The organism is Fictibacillus sp. 23RED33 (genome assembly GCF_015903925.1).
In the GTDB taxonomy this organism is placed as follows: domain Bacteria; phylum Bacillota; class Bacilli; order Bacillales; family Fictibacillaceae; genus Fictibacillus; species Fictibacillus phosphorivorans.
The window spans coordinates 190,508-205,599 of sequence record NZ_JACZDX010000004.1; the positions used below are offsets into that span (position 1 = coordinate 190,508).

Annotated in this window: 19 protein-coding genes; 13 read left to right on the plus strand and 6 right to left on the minus strand. The window is 40.3% G+C overall.

Annotated elements, in window-relative coordinates; all coding sequences use genetic code 11:
- Positions 1-62 precede the first annotated feature (62 nt).
- From nhaC to IHV09_RS15470, 3 genes are all read left to right on the plus strand, one after another.
- A complete protein-coding gene (nhaC, locus tag IHV09_RS15460) occupies positions 63-1,463 on the plus strand; it encodes a Na+/H+ antiporter NhaC (RefSeq protein WP_197264909.1) in 1,401 nt (466 codons plus the stop codon).
- Between the two features lie 105 nt (positions 1,464-1,568).
- On the plus strand, positions 1,569-2,102 hold the full coding sequence (locus IHV09_RS15465; protein ID WP_197264910.1) for a helix-turn-helix domain-containing protein: 534 nt from the start codon (positions 1,569-1,571) through the stop codon (positions 2,100-2,102).
- 123 nt (positions 2,103-2,225) lie between these two features.
- Positions 2,226-3,011 carry a phosphatidylserine decarboxylase gene (locus IHV09_RS15470; protein WP_197191844.1) on the plus strand — a complete coding sequence of 262 codons (786 nt, stop codon included), beginning with the start codon at positions 2,226-2,228 and terminating at the stop codon, positions 3,009-3,011.
- 448 nt (positions 3,012-3,459) lie between these two features.
- On the opposite strand, the gene IHV09_RS15475 is transcribed toward IHV09_RS15470, so the two are convergent.
- Genes IHV09_RS15475 through IHV09_RS15485 form a run of 3 tightly spaced genes read right to left on the minus strand, consistent with a single transcriptional unit; the run spans position 3,460 to position 7,043 of the window.
- The gene (locus tag IHV09_RS15475; protein WP_197264911.1) at positions 3,460-5,361 is read right to left on the minus strand and encodes a PTS fructose transporter subunit IIABC; all 1,902 of its coding nucleotides are present in this window, start codon (positions 5,359-5,361) and stop codon (positions 3,460-3,462) included.
- Between the two features lie 15 nt (positions 5,362-5,376).
- Positions 5,377-6,294 (minus strand): 1-phosphofructokinase, encoded by a 918-nt coding sequence (pfkB, locus tag IHV09_RS15480; RefSeq protein ID WP_197264912.1) that lies wholly within the window; start codon positions 6,292-6,294, stop codon positions 5,377-5,379.
- Entirely contained in the window at positions 6,291-7,043 is a 753-nt protein-coding gene (locus IHV09_RS15485; protein ID WP_197264913.1) for a DeoR/GlpR family DNA-binding transcription regulator, read from the minus strand. The genes pfkB and IHV09_RS15485 overlap by 4 nt, the downstream gene beginning before the upstream one ends.
- A gap of 163 nt (positions 7,044-7,206) precedes the next feature.
- Here IHV09_RS15485 and IHV09_RS15490 point away from each other — a divergent pair, with 163 nt between their 5' ends.
- Both IHV09_RS15490 and IHV09_RS15495 read left to right on the plus strand, forming a co-directional pair.
- The gene (locus IHV09_RS15490) at positions 7,207-8,034 is read left to right on the plus strand and encodes an aminoglycoside N(3)-acetyltransferase (protein WP_370568988.1); all 828 of its coding nucleotides are present in this window, start codon (positions 7,207-7,209) and stop codon (positions 8,032-8,034) included.
- 56 nt (positions 8,035-8,090) lie between these two features.
- Positions 8,091-8,474: a YggT family protein gene (locus IHV09_RS15495; protein ID WP_197132642.1), complete on the plus strand. Its 384-nt coding sequence runs from the start codon at positions 8,091-8,093 to the stop codon at positions 8,472-8,474.
- A gap of 324 nt (positions 8,475-8,798) precedes the next feature.
- On the opposite strand, the gene IHV09_RS15500 is transcribed toward IHV09_RS15495, so the two are convergent.
- Positions 8,799-9,140 (minus strand): DsrE family protein, encoded by a 342-nt coding sequence (locus IHV09_RS15500; RefSeq protein ID WP_197132644.1) that lies wholly within the window; start codon positions 9,138-9,140, stop codon positions 8,799-8,801.
- Positions 9,141-9,259: 119 nt separating this feature from the next.
- Between IHV09_RS15500 and IHV09_RS15505 the strand changes: the two genes are divergently transcribed.
- The gene (locus tag IHV09_RS15505; RefSeq protein ID WP_197191839.1) at positions 9,260-10,003 is read left to right on the plus strand and encodes an AIM24 family protein; all 744 of its coding nucleotides are present in this window, start codon (positions 9,260-9,262) and stop codon (positions 10,001-10,003) included.
- Between the two features lie 130 nt (positions 10,004-10,133).
- Here the strand turns inward: IHV09_RS15505 and IHV09_RS15510 are convergent, their stop codons facing one another.
- Both IHV09_RS15510 and IHV09_RS15515 read right to left on the minus strand, forming a co-directional pair.
- Positions 10,134-10,679: an Hsp20/alpha crystallin family protein gene (locus IHV09_RS15510; protein WP_197191838.1), complete on the minus strand. Its 546-nt coding sequence runs from the start codon at positions 10,677-10,679 to the stop codon at positions 10,134-10,136.
- 12 nt (positions 10,680-10,691) lie between these two features.
- On the minus strand, positions 10,692-10,910 hold the full coding sequence (locus IHV09_RS15515) for a spore germination protein (protein ID WP_066391061.1): 219 nt from the start codon (positions 10,908-10,910) through the stop codon (positions 10,692-10,694).
- A 161-nt stretch (positions 10,911-11,071) separates the two neighbouring features.
- On the opposite strand from IHV09_RS15515, the gene IHV09_RS15520 reads away from it, so the two are divergent.
- The 7 genes from IHV09_RS15520 to abc-f all read left to right on the plus strand — a co-directional run bounded on the left by IHV09_RS15520 (position 11,072) and on the right by abc-f (position 15,089).
- A complete protein-coding gene (locus IHV09_RS15520; protein WP_066391062.1) occupies positions 11,072-11,293 on the plus strand; it encodes a spore germination protein in 222 nt (73 codons plus the stop codon).
- Positions 11,294-11,348: 55 nt separating this feature from the next.
- Positions 11,349-11,975 (plus strand): spore germination protein GerPC, encoded by a 627-nt coding sequence (gene gerPC, locus IHV09_RS15525; protein ID WP_197264915.1) that lies wholly within the window; start codon positions 11,349-11,351, stop codon positions 11,973-11,975.
- A complete protein-coding gene (locus IHV09_RS15530) occupies positions 11,950-12,120 on the plus strand; it encodes a spore gernimation protein GerPD (RefSeq protein WP_370568727.1) in 171 nt (56 codons plus the stop codon). The genes gerPC and IHV09_RS15530 overlap by 26 nt, the downstream gene beginning before the upstream one ends.
- Before the next feature lie 10 nt (positions 12,121-12,130).
- The gene (locus tag IHV09_RS15535; RefSeq protein ID WP_197132658.1) at positions 12,131-12,526 is read left to right on the plus strand and encodes a spore germination protein GerPE; all 396 of its coding nucleotides are present in this window, start codon (positions 12,131-12,133) and stop codon (positions 12,524-12,526) included.
- A complete protein-coding gene (locus tag IHV09_RS15540) occupies positions 12,523-12,723 on the plus strand; it encodes a spore germination protein GerPB (protein WP_197132661.1) in 201 nt (66 codons plus the stop codon). The genes IHV09_RS15535 and IHV09_RS15540 overlap by 4 nt, the downstream gene beginning before the upstream one ends.
- 12 nt (positions 12,724-12,735) lie before the next feature.
- Positions 12,736-13,182 (plus strand): Hsp20/alpha crystallin family protein, encoded by a 447-nt coding sequence (locus tag IHV09_RS15545; RefSeq protein ID WP_197132664.1) that lies wholly within the window; start codon positions 12,736-12,738, stop codon positions 13,180-13,182.
- A gap of 269 nt (positions 13,183-13,451) precedes the next feature.
- Positions 13,452-15,089 carry a ribosomal protection-like ABC-F family protein gene (gene abc-f, locus IHV09_RS15550; protein WP_197264916.1) on the plus strand — a complete coding sequence of 546 codons (1,638 nt, stop codon included), beginning with the start codon at positions 13,452-13,454 and terminating at the stop codon, positions 15,087-15,089.
- Positions 15,090-15,092: the final 3 nt, after the last annotated feature.

The following is a 15,092-nucleotide window of genomic DNA, read 5'->3' on the forward strand; positions in this document are numbered from 1 at the left end:
ACGCTTCAACGCGTAAAAGCGTTTAAGTAAATAAGCGTAAGAAGATGAACGGAGAGATTTTCATGAAAAAACAAATGAAACTACCGGTGGCTCTTGGATTATTCACAATGATTTTTGCAGTGATGTTCACGAGTCTCGTGTATATAAAAGTTGAACCACATATACCATTGTTAGCCTGCTTGATCTTATTGGGAGTAGTAGGCGTTGTCTTTGGCGCATCATGGAAGACGGTAGAAAAAGGAATATTGAACGGAATCATAGCCGGATTGCAGCCGATCATGATTCTATTAACAGTAGGACTTGTTATAGCAAGTTGGATGTTAAGTGGAACAGTGCCCACGTTACTGTTTTATGGGATGGATATCATTCAGCCTGAATGGTTTGCAGTAAGTGCGCTCATCATTACTGTTATTGTTTCGTCTTTTACAGGAAGTTCGTTTACAACCGTTGGTACGGTTGGTGTAGCCTTAATGGGTATCAGTCACGTGCTTGGAGTGAACCCAGCATTAGCTGCAGGTGCTATTGTCTCCGGAGCATGTTTCGGAGACAAGATGTCACCACTGTCTGATTCAACAAACTTTGCACCAGGAGTCGTTGGCGTAAATATGTTTGAGCACATTCGACACATGATGTGGACAACGGTTCCGGCATTCATTCTGACTGCTATTGCCTTTTTCATACTTGGTGGAAGTGGAGGCAACGCGAATCTTCAAGAAATCAAAGAAATACAATCTGTACTTTCGAGCGAATTCCCAATCCATCTTTTAACTTTGATATCACCAGTCGTTGTACTGGTTTTGGCATTTCGTAAATTGCCTATCATACCTATTCTTTTAGCTGGGGTAACGGTGTCGATCATCGTTGGATTTTTCTTAGTACCAGACCTGACGCTACAAAAAGTGATCAATGTTATGCAGAATGGTTTACAAACACAGACTGGTAATGAAACAGTAGATACCATCGTAAACAAAGGTGGATTAATGTCTATGATGTGGTCGATCTCGCTAGTACTAATTGCATTAGGTTTAGGTGGAGTGATTCAAGCGTTAGGAATGTTTGATCTATTGTTTGGAGCTGTGAAAAACACGACTCAAAAAGCAAGCAAGTTAATCGCGACTACCCTAGCTTCTTCAGTAGGAATCAATTTACTTGCAGGAGAGATGTACCTTTCCATCCTGTTACCGGGACAGGCATTAAAGGATGCATACATTAAGTCCGGCGTCCCGTTAAAAAACTTATCTAGAACGGTAGAAGATGGAGGAACACTTGTAAATCCACTCGTTCCTTGGAGTGTGAGTGGTGCATTCTTTGCATCAACATTAGGTGTATCAGTTATAGAATACATTCCATATGCATTATTCTTATGGCTGTCTCCAATGTTTACATTATTACTCGCTTATACAGGTTGGAGTATCGGGCAAAAAAAAACTAATCAAATAGATAATGGTCATACAGCAGCATAACAAATAATGAGAAGCATCTTGAGGGATGCTTCTTTTTCATTGACAATAAAGAGGTTTATTATTATCATTATCGATAACAATAATAAAAAAGGATGATTCTGTATTATGCAAAGCAAAGCAGATTTTATCTTACATCCTGTTCGAATGAAAATTATACAGCAGCTTTCTAAAGGTCCTGCTACCGTAATGGAATTAAAAGAATGGGTGTCTGAAGTTCCTCAAGCGACGTTATACAGACATTTAAATCTACTTAGTAAAAATGAGATCATATATGTTGTTGAAGAAAGAAAAGTACGAGGTGCGGTCGAGCGTACGTATGCTCTGGACCAGAATTCAGCATATATATCTGCTGAAGAAGCTGCTAACTTATCAAAAGAAGAACATATGAAAATGTTTATGACGTTTGTATCCAATGTTACGGGCGAAGTGGAAGCTTATTTAAACGGCAATACAAATCTTAAAACAGACATTTTTGGATATAACCAGTTGGATCTTTATTTAAATGATGAAGAGTGGGAAGAACTTAGTCAGGGAATGCAGGAACTAATCGGCAAATATGTGCCAAACAGACCTTCGAAGAATAATAAAAGGGTTAAGCTCGTTCAGATGTTGGTACCTGAGCCTAAAAAGAGTATGTAAGAAGATGAAACGCTGATATATTTAGCAGTATGCATTATACTGTATTCATATCAAAAAATACCAAATGAATACCGTTATTAATAATGATAACATTCCATAAAATTAAAAGTTAGGTGATAGAGCATGAACATGACTAGATTTTACAGAAATTTATTTGAACTGAATGGCCACCCAGTCGTGGCACGTTCATTAAAAAAATTCGCACAATCTAAAGCGAGTAAACCTTTCATTCCTTCATTCGTGAAACTATATAAAATAAACATTAACGAAGCCACTCGTGAGCTAAAAGAGTATCATTCTCTTCATGATGTTTTTATCCGTGATTTAAAATCTGATGCTCGTCCAGTTCCAACAGATGCTCATGCATTTGTAAGTCCTTGTGATGCTGTGTTATCAGTAGTAGATCATCTTACTGAAGAGAGCCGTTTTACTGTAAAGGGACAGGAATATACGGTGGCTGAGTTATTAGGTTCTGAATCAGAAGCAAAGAAATACAGTGGGGGACAAGTATTTGTTTTCTATTTAAGTCCTACGGATTACCATCAAGTCCATGTACCTGTGGATGCTGAAGTTGAGTCCGTATACACATTAGGAAGAGAAGCTGCCCCGGTCAACGAGCTTGGATTACGTCATGGATTACGACCGTTAACACGGAATTACAGATTAGTTACTAGAATGAATGCAGGTGGTCAACCTCTTGCACATGTTATGGTCGGTGCTTTGAATGTAAATACGATTGAACGTACGAATTATGAGCCTGCTGTAAAAAGAGGAGATTCATTTGGGTACTTTTCGTTCGGCTCTACCGTAGTATTGTGTATTCCACAAGGTGCTTTGAAGTTTACAGGGAAAAAAGGAAAAGTTAAAATGGGTGAGCTTCTTGGTGAATGGATTCCGAGAGAAGTTTAATTATCAAACTAAAAAGCTGCTTCAATAGTAGCTCTCAATAGTAGTTGATCTCCGCTCCAGGTTGCTCGCTTTCCATGGGGCGACCGGTGAGCCCCTTGCCTAGTTGCAGTGACTAGCCCCTCGAGGTCAAAAGTTAAACGGTCAAGAAGGCAAAGTGCGCCTTCCTAGCCCATTCACCTTTTGCTTGTCGGGGCTGAACGAGCCACTTCCACTTTTTCGGTCTGACCGCTCGTCCCATAGGAGTCTCGCACCTTGCGCTACAATCAACTCGCATATGAAGAGAAAAACATAAAAACAACCTTTTGCTAAACCTCTACTTGATAACGGAACGGTTTTAGGATGAGTATATTGATTTAGTTAATAAAACATCACATAAGAAAAAAGGATAAAACTACTCGTCATGTCGAGTTAGTTTTATCCTTTTTCTGTTTCAATTTTTCCCCTCACATCACGCTGCGAGTTCTTTTTTGTCTTCTTGAACTTCTTTTTTTAGAATACCCGCGATAAAAGCGGTAACGATTGAACCGATTAGAATCGCTAATACATATAACAACGGATTTCCGTTTACGATTGGGATAACGAACGCGCCTCCATGTGGAGCGGGAAGTCCGATGCCGAATACCATAGATAATGCACCAGCTACAGCGGATCCTATAACGGCGGCCGGGATTACACGACCAGGATCGGCAGCGGCGAATGGTATAGCACCTTCTGTAATAAAAGAAGCTCCCATAATGTAATTTGTTTTCCCTGCTTCTCGCTCTGCTTTTGTATATTTCTTTTTAAACAATGTTGTTGATAGTGCGAGACCAAGTGGTGGCACCATACCACCAGCCATAATGGCTGCATGTGGGGCAAAGTTACCTGCATCGATCATCGCGATACCGAATGTGAAAGCGGCTTTATTGATAGGTCCACCCATATCGACAGCCATCATTCCGCCTAGAATTAAACCTAAGAATACAAGATTTCCGGTTCCCATCCCTTTTAACCACAACGTTAATGCGTCGTTCAATGCTTTCACGGGTTCAATCACAATGAACATCATGATCAGACCGGTGAGAAGGATACCGAATAAAGGATAAAGAAGAACAGGTTTGATTCCTTCTAGTGATTGAGGCAAGCTGCTAAACAACTTTTTTAATCCAAGAACTATATATCCTGCTAAGAAACCAGCGATCAGCCCGCCAAGGAAACCAGCTCCGCCTGTTGCGGCCATAAATCCTCCGACCATACCAGGCGCAAATCCTGGACGATCTGCGATACTCATCGCAATAAAACCTGCTAAAACAGGGATCATTAAAGCAAACGCGTTACCGCCACCTATCGTGCTCAGTGCTTCAGCGATCGGATGATAAGAAGGATCTTTCGGATCAGCTGCGTTAATGCCGAAAATAAACGAGATCGCAATCAGAATTCCTCCACCAACAACGAAGGGAAGCATGTTGGAGACACCGCTCATCAAGTGTTTATAAAAACCAGATCTTCCTGCTGGTGAAGCAGCTTTCTTATTATCAACACCCTTGGTTTCTCCGTTACTTTTATAAACGGGTGCATCTTGATCTAACGCTTGCTGAATGAGCTGTTGAGGCTTTCGAATTCCTTGAGCAACTGGGACTTGAATTACGTGCTTGCCGTTGAAACGCTCCATCTCAACTTGTTTGTCTGCAGCGACAATAATCGCATGAGCTTCATCAATATCTTCTTTCGTAAGTGCGTTTTTAATTCCGCTCGAACCATTTGTTTCTACTTTTAAGTTGACGTCCATTTCCTTCGCTTTTGCTTTTAGCGCATCAGCGGCCATATACGTATGAGCAATTCCTGTAGGACAGGCTGTAACGGCTAGTATTTTTTGTTTTGATGAAGAAGAGGTCGGAGCATCTTCTTTCTCCATCTCTTTTTCTTTAGCATCAATCGCATCTAAGATCTCTTTTTCTGTTGTAGCAGATTGGAGTTTCGATCTGAAATTAGGGTCCATCAAAAAGCTTGAGAGTCTAGAGAGTGTTGCTAAATGGTCATTGTTAGCGCCTTCATATGCAGCAATCATAAAAAACAGATGCGCGTTTTGACCATCCAAAGATTCATAATCGATGCCGTCTGTTGAACGGCCGAAAGCGATAGCAGGCTCGCTTACAGCATTTGTTTTTGCATGAGGTATGGCGATTCCTTCACCAATACCTGTTGTACTTTGGCTTTCTCTGGCTAAGATTGCTTCTTTATATCCTTTTTTATCACTTAGTTTTCCAGCTGTATGCAGTTTCTCAATTAATTCATCGATTACTGCTTCTTTGGATTGAGACTGTAAGTTTAATAAGATTGTATCTTTTGTTAATAAATCCGTGATTTTCATCATCATTCCTCCTCGTTATCGTGTTACTTCTTCTATAACGATCTGTTTGCGTAACGATTCTACCTGTTCTAGCGTGCACAAGTCTTCTGAAAATGCAGTGGCACTTCCTGCAGCGACTCCGTATTGAAACGCGGTTGAGAGGTCACGCTCTTGGATGATCTGAGATAGGAATCCTGCTACAACCGAATCACCTGCACCTACTGAATTTTTAACGGTTCCAACGGGTACGTTTGATATTAGGACAGTATCTTTGTTAAGAAAGATTGCGCCATCTCCAGCCATAGAAACGATGACATTCTGTACACCAGCTTCTAACAGCTTTTTGCCGTAAAAAATAGCATCCTCTTTACTGTTAACGTCTGTTTGAAAAAGTTCTCCCAGTTCATGGTGGTTTGGTTTGATTAAAAAGGGCTGAAACGATAACGTCTTCCGCAGTGCTTCTCCAGCCGTATCAATGACCGCGTGAATGCCTTGGTCCTTACACTTTTTTGCGATCTCTGCATAAAAATCCTCTGAGATCGATGGTGGAATGCTTCCAGCAAGAAGGAGGAAATCACCTTCGCTCATGTGGTCGATCTTTTGAAGTAAATCATGTTGTTTTTCTATAGAGATAGAAGGTCCAAGACCATTAATCTCTGTTTCCTTATGAGACTTGAGCTTCACATTAATTCTCGTAACTTCTGAAACATTTATAAAATCATGAAAAATATGCTCTTCTGTTAAAAAGTCTTTTAAAAAAGCACCAGTAAAGCCACCGGTGTATCCAAGTGCAGTACTCTCTATTCCAAGATGCTTTAGGACGCGTGAAACGTTGATGCCTTTTCCACCGGGGTATACAAAGGTGTCTGATGTGCGGTTTAAATGTCCTTCTTTAAAATCCTCCACTCGAGCTATATAATCGATGGATGGATTGAGTGTGCAAGTATAAATCATGGTGTCACAACCCTTATCTCTGTCTTGTCTTGAAAGTCATAGATGACGTCATCATCAATTTCGTTCGTAATAATAATAGCCTCACTTAAGTCAGCTACTTTTGAGAACGAAGTCTCATGAAACTTCGTATGATCAGCTAATATGAATGCTTTTTGTGAAAGAGAGATCGCTAAACCTTTTACTGCTGCTTCTTCCGGATCTGGTGTAGTGAAGCCTGCCTCCATATGAATGCCGTTCATCCCAAGAAACACCTTGTCAAATCGATAGGAACTCAAACTCTTAATCGCACTGCTGCCAACCAGTGCTTTCGTTTTAGACTTTACGAGTCCACCTATTAAGTACGTCTTAATCTCGTGCTCACTTAACGCATCGAGGTGTGAGATGGCATTCGTTACAACCGTAATCTCTCTATCCTTTAGATGAGGAATCATCTTTAGTGTTGTCGTACCTGCATCGAGATAGATACAATCTCCAGTCTCAACTAAGTCGCAAGCATATTGTGCAATTCTTTGTTTTTCTAAAGAGTTTCTATCTGATTTTTCAAATACGCTCAATTCCTCGCTTTTTTGGTGAGTAAGTGATGCTCCGCCATGTACGCGTTTTAATTTCTTTTCTTTCTGAAGCTGACTGAGATCCCTGCGTATTGTTGATTCAGATGAACTTGTTGCTTCTACGAGTTCTTGTATGGTTACTACTGACTTTTCGCCTAAAACTTCAATAATCTTACGATGTCTTTCAGGTGTAAGCATCCTGACACCTCCAAATGTTCTTTATCTTTGACATCATTTTAACGTAAGCCCTTACATTTTTCAATCATAAACAACCAAAAATAATCAAAATCAGCCACAGTCAAAGTATTCCATTTCTTTTGGTATAATGAGGGTACATAAAAAGCTGAAGGTTGTGAGAAGTGTGAGTAGTATAGAATTACATACAGATTATCCAAAAACGAGGGTGACTTTAGCAGAGGATCTTAGATTATTTGGATTAAAAAAAGGAATGACCGTTATCGTTCACTCTAGTTTGAAGTCACTAGGTTGGGTTGTAGGAGGACCTGTGGCAGTTGTACAAGCGTTAATGGACGTTATAACGGAAGAAGGAACATTGGTTATGCCTACACACACGGCTCATTATTCTGATCCGGCAGGGTGGCTGAATCCACCAGTTCCAAAGGATTGGTGGCCAACAATCATAGAAGAGATGCCTGCGTTTGATTCAGCTGTAACACCGACCTATTTTATGGGAGCGATTGTAGAAGCATTTCGCACGTTTCCGGGTGTCTTAAGAAGCAATCATCCAACAGAATCTTTTGCTGCATGGGGAAAAAATAAAGAAACGATCATAAACGATCATTCAGTGGATTTCGGTTTAGGCGAACAGTCACCTCTTGGAAGAGTTTACGAACTTCAAGGTCATGTTCTTTTATTAGGTGTAGACTATGATTCGAATACCTCCATGCACTTAGCAGAACATCGCGTACCATCACCCAAAACAGAACAAAATGCAGGCCCGTTTTTTAGCGATGGAAAAAGAGTTTGGAAGTCGTTCACTCAGATCTCTTATCGAGAAGAATTGTTTGAAGAGATTGGAGAGGTTTACGAGCAAAATAGTTATCCAGTCAAGAAAGGAAAAGTTGGGATGGCTGATTGTCGACTGATTCCACAGAAAGAACTCGTAGACTTTACGGAGAATTGGCTAAGCCAGTATGACCAAAGTAATAAACCGATTGAGCATGCTTAATGTTGTGAAAAGAAGGGTATGTTTAGTAGCAAATCCAATGAAATGAGGGAATTGCGATGAGGCGTTCCGTTCCAGCCACAATTATTTCATTCATAGTCGGTATCATTCAGCTTATCTTAATTTTACGTTTTATTTTCCAGCTGTTTAATGCAAATGAAGGAGCAGCTTTCGCACAGCTAATATACGGTCTGAGCCAACCGCTTCTATTACCATTTGCAGCGATTTTTCCAAACGTCGAACTAGCCAATGGATTTCTGATCGAATTGTCTACGATTGTTGCAATCATTGTGTATGGCGTAGTGGGCATGCTGCTAAAAAGGCTTTTCTCAGTAAGAAAAGCAGATCACGTTCATCGTGAAACGGTGATTAGAGAAGAACCCGTTATCCGAGACGAGGCAACGACTAGAGAAAAGAGAATCATACGAGAAGAAAAAAGATAGAACTAAAAAAGCGTACACCGGCAAATTAGGTGTACGCTTTTTTATGTCACATTAATTAGAAGAAAAACGAAGATGGGAAGTAGATAATCTTCTTTTTTGTTCGAGGATTGTTGCCCTTAAATTTTTTTCTTCACTTCATTGCAAGTTGATTGGAGTGGAAGGTGCGAGACTCCTGCGGGACAGGTGGGCAGGGGAGACATTTAGTGGCGCAAAGCGGCAAGTGGCTCACCGCCTGCCCCGCGGAAAGCGAGCAACCTGGAGCGGAAATCAACCACATTCAATCCCAACATCGAGTGCGAAAAAATACCTTGAATCACTTATATATTATGCAATCGTAATCACTTCATATGTAGCAGAAAGCTCTACAAAGTGTGCCATTCCTGAAATTTCCCCAGCCGCAAGCTCATTTTCAACGTTATAGTGGTCAACACATGTCTTGCAGGCGAATACTTTAACACCTTTTTCTTCAATTTCCTTAAGATGCAGCGAACATAGAGACTGTTCTGTGAGACAATATACGCCGCGATTCATGAAAAAGATAGCAGCTGGAAGATCAGATTGCTGTTTTAAAACAGTAAAATACGTTTCCATTACATTTTCTCCAAGAGCAGGATCATTGCCAGTACCAAATGAGTCAGTTGTTACAAGAATGATTTTGTTCTGCACGTCAAATCACGCCTCTCTCATATTCTTTTGGCGATAGCCAATATCTTTGTGTGAATTATACCACGCTTTGTTTAAACAAAGTCAGAGTTTGTTATGCTAGAAAGAGGAGGATGATGGTTATGAATGAATCTCTTTTTACCGTTATTGAAAAAGAAGAAGGACGTCGAGCGACATTTGAAGTCCTTGAATATAAGCAGTTGCCTGTAACAAGTGCAGGTTCAAGTTCCTCATATTATGCCAAAGAAACCGGGATATCGTTAAAACAAGTTCGTATCACATTGCGCCAAGGAGCTGTTCAAGCTGAGGCGGGAGCATTGCAGTTTATGAAAGGTGATCTAGGACTGAAAAGTAATGCAGGTGGAGTTGGAGGATTCATGAAGAAGATGGCTTCCAATATTTTAACGGAAGAATCTTTGTTTAAACCATTGTATGAAGGAACGGGAGAAATCTACTTAGAGCCGTCGTATGGTCACTATTTGTTGTTGAACTTAAATGACGAAGAAGTAGTTGCTGATCGCGGAATGTTTTATGCGGCAGAACCATCCGTACAATTAGGTGTAGCCAGACAAAAACTAACTTCTTCTATAAAAGGAGAAGACGGGCTGTTTCAAACGAGATTAAGAGGCTCTGGCTTTTGCGTGCTTCAAAGTCCTGTTCCGCTTCAACAGATTATGAAGGTAGAGCTTCATGATGAAAAGCTCCAAGTGGATGGTAATTTTGCACTTTTAAGAAAAGGGGATATCGATTTTTCTGTTAAACGAGCTTCCTCTTCTATCATCGGTTCGGCGACAAGTGGAGAGGGTTACCTGCACGTTTTTGAAGGAACCGGCGAGGTGTGGATAGCACCGACACTAGGAAGATAAAAGAAAAAGCTGACATGAAAGGTTGAATGCCTCATCCTTTCGTGTCAGCATTTTTTTTGTTGGGATCTAAAGCCTCAACACACATTAAGTCACAAGAAGTACATCTTGAAATGAGATCTAAAAGCTGCACCTACTCTTCAAACTGCCCGTTGTCAGTTGTTTGATTCGTTGTGTTATTAGCGTTCATGCTGTTCTCAGCAACTGTACCGCTGGTCTCGTTTGAATTTACTTGTATGGGTACGGTCGGATTCATCACTTCTCCGCCATTTTTGTTAACGGAAATGGTTAAGATCCCATTCGTATATTGAGCGTTAACATCTTCGTTTCTAAACATAAAAGGCAATTGTACGAACCGCTCCGTTCGTTTCATGGACTTTCTTTGTTGAAAATGCCCTGTTCTTTTATTTTTTGTGGATCGGATTTCTTCTCGTTGTGCCTTTATTTGAAGTCCTTGATTGAGGATTTCAATCTGAAGATCTTCTGGGTTATAGTCTTTTAGATTTGCACGAATCTTGTAGTCGTCCGCTGTTTCTTCTGTATCCACTTCAAAAGACATCTGGTCTGCAAATTTCTCAAACTGAGTGAGTCCTTTGTTGACATATTGGTCAAAAGATTTTAGCCAGTCATCCATAGAACGGTTATTAAAAAAAGGCATCAATGGACCTTTGCCTAACATCCTTATACCCCCCTAAGCATTGCCGGCATTATTTGAATCAAAGATATCAGGATCTAATGTGTTTGTTGCGTTAACCACATTGGTTGTTTGTATAAAATTCCCTGTGTTTCCTCCGCCAGAGCCGTTGTATCCTTTGCCTGTTGATTTGGGATTGATGACGAGGGTATCGCCAAAATTCACAACCCCTTCTGCCGCATTAATATTGATAGGAGCTACAATTAAACAGGGCACTTTTAGCACCTCCCTTTGTCTAAGAAATAACGATTGTGACGTCGTCCTTTACAGATAAGTTATGTAGGTAGAAGCCTAATGGTGAATGGGAAGGTTTAGGCACAAAAGATTGGGCGGATGCATATTATGTGAGAAGTACTTGAAAGTGGGGATGAACGTATATGCCAGCAATTGTGGGATCTGTATCAGTAAACTCCATATCGAGCGGCAGCGTTTTTCATGTAGGAGACGTCCAGACCATATGCCCAGTAAGTTATGCGAAAACGTATGCCGGGGCAGGATCGTTCAATACAGGGGATAATCTTCGTCTAGAGAACGGCTATAATGTTACGTTTACGCAAGACCCTGATGTAAATGATAGTAACGCAGCAGCAAATTTTTAAACAACAAGCAAATTCCTTAGGTAGAAGGCATACATCTAACTAAGGAGCTGATTGTATGAATGAAGAGAGCAACTATTACTTGAGCAAGCTTCAACAGATGATTCTCGATCAGAATGATAAGATAAGAGACTTAGAAGACCAGATAAAAGCATTAAAGAAACAAGTGAGCGATCTAACGTCCCAACCTCAAAATGTAGAATATAAGTTTGATCAGTTAAAGATAGAAAAACTCGAAGGCACTCTGCACATTGGACTTGGGCATTCAGATGATAGCAAAGACTTGATCGAACAGTTCAATATTGGTCAGAATACCCTTCAGATGCCAGGAAAGATGGAACGAAGTACGATTGAAAATCCAAACTACCGTGAGATGATTCAAGTGATGGATGGTTTTTTTGAGAAAGAAGCTCCTGTCTATTTAAAATCACTTGAAAGTAAAATGAATATTCCTTTAGATGAACCTTATCGAATCTTCATATTAGAAGATGTTCAGCGACAAGTTCCAGGAAGAATCAAGCACTATCTGACTAAATATGAGCCTAAGGATGAGCGGGGAAGAAGAGATATCATTCAAAAAACAAAAGAGGACATCTATCGTGGAATCGAAACTTTTATCGTGCATTTGAGAGATTCTAAGTCTACTGGAGGGGATGAAAGTGAAATTTTGCGTAACCAATCATGAGTTGTTTGTGGGAGAGATTAACATCATCGGCGTGGGGCTGTCATCGGTCGTATTAATCGGAGATACAGATTGTATCAGCTTGGGTTCTGCCTTTGACACACCTCCTGAATCATTGGTTTTAGGTACATCACTCGTTCCCCTATAAGAGGTGCACTATGTATCGAACATCTGTCGTAGACTGTGTCATCCTAAATTCACTTGCTAATTCAGGTGTCCTACAAACAGGAGATACTGACAAGATCAATAGTTTTTCTGCAGCTCTTGCTATCCAGAGAGAAAGTACAAAGTTTGGAACTTTCAATGTTCCATACAGCAAATACAAAGTTTTTTCACAGCCGGTATTAGTTCCAGTTTGTCCGGTGTATAAGATTAAACAAACGTATCATGCGAACCCATATATCAGAGTTGGAAAAATAGATATTCTTGGGGTGTCCAGTTCATCGATCCTTCATATCGGATCAGTCCATGATATAAAGCTTCAATCTCGTGTTAAGCATGTTCGTAATTTCTTAACTAATCCTAATCCGGAAAGTGAGGAGGAGGAATCATGAACCTTTTTGTTAGTCAGACGATCGTTATTCAGCAGATAAGAGTGGATGGCATACAAAACTCATCTGTGCTCCAAATAGGAAGCGCCGGGGTTATACAGCCGATATCGCAATTATTTAACACAGGCGGTTTTACAGGTCCTGCCCCTCAGATTCCGGATCCAGATACTCCTTCTGTTCCTTTAGGGCCGCCTTCATAAGAGGTGATTGAATTGGACACTTGGAAACAAATGATGGACTGGAAAAGGATGGCCGAAGAATACTTTGGTGATCAGTTCTTTACACCGAATCAGAATCAAAGGTCGAATGCTAATCAAAATAACGAAAGTCCGCTTTGTAACATCTATGACACACCACAGGAAATATGTTGTGTGTTGGCACTTCCCGGTTTGAATCGCACAGAGGATGTTGAAGTGATGGTCGACCCGTTTAAGCTGACCGTACAAGGCAAGTTATCATTGACGCTAGATTCCTATCACTTAAGTTCAGAGGAATTTCAACTTGGTACTTTTAATCGAGAGATTCATTTACCTGAAAAAGTTCTTCAGGAGCCTGTTCAAGCTTTTTATCGAAAAGGGTTGTTGTTTATTCGGTTATTAAAAGATACACGACCTGGAGCTAATCAACGAAAGGTCAATCTGAACTGGGTGCAGGAGTAGCGAGTGAAAGCTTGACGAACAGCTATGAGCTCGCTTACAATTTAGGAAAACAACGGAAGGAACAGGTGTATACGTCCAATGCGCAATTAATCTGATTTTAGCCATTTACTTAAATAAAAAGTAGAACGCTAGATAGGATTTCTCTGCCCATTTTTAGGACTTCATTACAGGCCTGTTTTTTGTTTGCAAAAAAACACAATACTACGTTTTTTTTGTGATATCTATTTTGGCTTGGGCAGACCTCTCTAGTTAATAGGGGAGGTTTTTTTATGCTTTTATTAGAAGCAAAGCATCTAGAAAAATCGTATGATGGAAAATTAATTTTAAAGCAAACAGAACCGCTACAACTTTTTGCTAACGACCGAGTGGGTTTAGTTGGTTTGAACGGTACTGGAAAGTCAACGTTTCTCAAATTATTGGCAGAAACGGAGGAAAGAGATGCTGGAACCGTCCAGCATTACGGAACCCTAGCGATCGTGAGTCAATTTGAACAAGGAGAGCAAAGTATTACTTCAAAAAGTGAGGCAGCATGGAATCTGCAGGGCAAAAGTTATGACACGATGAGTGGTGGTGAAAGAACGCGTACTCAAATTGCTGCTGCCCTAGAACAAAATCCAGATATCCTCATCTTAGATGAACCTACTTCTCATCTCGATGTTGAAGGAATGGATCAGCTCGCAGGAGTTCTTCAACATTTTAAAGGAGCGCTATTACTCGTCTCTCATGACCGGGTATTTTTAGATATGGTATGTACAAAGATAATTGATTTGGATCAACAAACATTCACAACGTACCCTGGCAACTATTCAGATTATCTGATCCAAAAAGATCAGCAGCTAAAGAGAAAGCATTTTGAATATGAACAATATGTAAAAGAAAAAACAAGGCTAGAGAAAACGGCAAAAGATAAAGCATTGAAAGCCAAGAGTATGAGAGATAAACCATCACGCATGTCTTATAGTGAAGCAAAGCTAGGGAAAGGAAAGCTTCAAGGTGCAAAACGCCAACTTGAAAAAAAATCAAAAGTAATCGAAAAAAGAATTGAAATGCTAGATAAAAAAGAAAAGCCAAAGAAACAGCAAAATGTTGAATTCGATATACAGCGATTCTCTAGAGTTTGTGGTAAGCAAGTGTTAGCCGTTAAAGATCTCACTTTAGGATTTAATGGGAAGCAGCTGATTAAAAATCTTACGTTCTCTGTAAAACCGGGGATGAAGATCGTTTTGACAGGCAAGAACGGAACCGGGAAATCCACCTTGCTTCAAGAAATCTATAACGGAAATGAAGCGATCGTAAAGTCCAATCAGCTCAAAGTAGGCTACTTCCACCAGCATCTAAATATTTTAGATCCACTAAAAAGTATTCTTGAGAACGTGATGGAACATAGTCTTTACGATGAAACATGGGTGAGAACAGTCTTAGCTAGAATGTTGTTTAAACGTGAGGATGTTTTTAAACGAGTAGAAGTGTTAAGTGGCGGCGAAAAGATGAAGACAGCTTTAGCAAAACTTTTCTTGAGTGACTACAATGTATTGTTGTTAGATGAACCTTCTAATTATTTGGATTTGTTTACAAGAGAAGCGTTAGAAGAAGTCTTGGTAGCCTATCCCGGTACGTTCATCTTGGCCACACACGATAGACGTCTAATGGAAAAGACAGCTACACACATTTTAGTGCTAGAGCAACCGAAAGCATCTTGGTTCGAAGGAAATTATGCAGAGTATAATAAACGAAACGAAAATCAGAACGAGGGTAACCAGGAGGATGCCGATAAGTTGCTCAAGCTGCAGTTTGAGATGACGGAACTGATCAGTCAGCTTTCCACATGTTTAGACGTAAGGGAAAAAGTAAATCTCGATCAGAGGTACAAAGAGGTTTTAAGCACGATTAACAAGTTAAGGTCATAAAGA

Coding starts and splice junctions, on each gene's coding strand:
- IHV09_RS15510 (WP_197191838.1), bottom strand. CDS start 10,679: ATGTTAGGCAAAGGTCCATTGATGCCTTTTTTTAATAACCGTTCTATG.
- abc-f (WP_197264916.1), top strand. CDS start 13,452: ATGCTTTTATTAGAAGCAAAGCATCTAGAAAAATCGTATGATGGAAAA.
- IHV09_RS15475 (WP_197264911.1), bottom strand. CDS start 5,361: ATGAAAATCACGGATTTATTAACAAAAGATACAATCTTATTAAACTTA.
- IHV09_RS15495 (WP_197132642.1), top strand. CDS start 8,091: ATGAGGCGTTCCGTTCCAGCCACAATTATTTCATTCATAGTCGGTATC.
- IHV09_RS15505 (WP_197191839.1), top strand. CDS start 9,260: ATGAATGAATCTCTTTTTACCGTTATTGAAAAAGAAGAAGGACGTCGA.
- IHV09_RS15465 (WP_197264910.1), top strand. CDS start 1,569: ATGCAAAGCAAAGCAGATTTTATCTTACATCCTGTTCGAATGAAAATT.
- IHV09_RS15520 (WP_066391062.1), top strand. CDS start 11,072: ATGCCAGCAATTGTGGGATCTGTATCAGTAAACTCCATATCGAGCGGC.
- nhaC (WP_197264909.1), top strand. CDS start 63: ATGAAAAAACAAATGAAACTACCGGTGGCTCTTGGATTATTCACAATG.
- IHV09_RS15540 (WP_197132661.1), top strand. CDS start 12,523: ATGAACCTTTTTGTTAGTCAGACGATCGTTATTCAGCAGATAAGAGTG.
- IHV09_RS15535 (WP_197132658.1), top strand. CDS start 12,131: ATGTATCGAACATCTGTCGTAGACTGTGTCATCCTAAATTCACTTGCT.
- pfkB (WP_197264912.1), bottom strand. CDS start 6,294: ATGATTTATACTTGCACACTCAATCCATCCATCGATTATATAGCTCGA.
- IHV09_RS15485 (WP_197264913.1), bottom strand. CDS start 7,043: ATGCTTACACCTGAAAGACATCGTAAGATTATTGAAGTTTTAGGCGAA.
- gerPC (WP_197264915.1), top strand. CDS start 11,349: ATGAATGAAGAGAGCAACTATTACTTGAGCAAGCTTCAACAGATGATT.
- IHV09_RS15470 (WP_197191844.1), top strand. CDS start 2,226: ATGAACATGACTAGATTTTACAGAAATTTATTTGAACTGAATGGCCAC.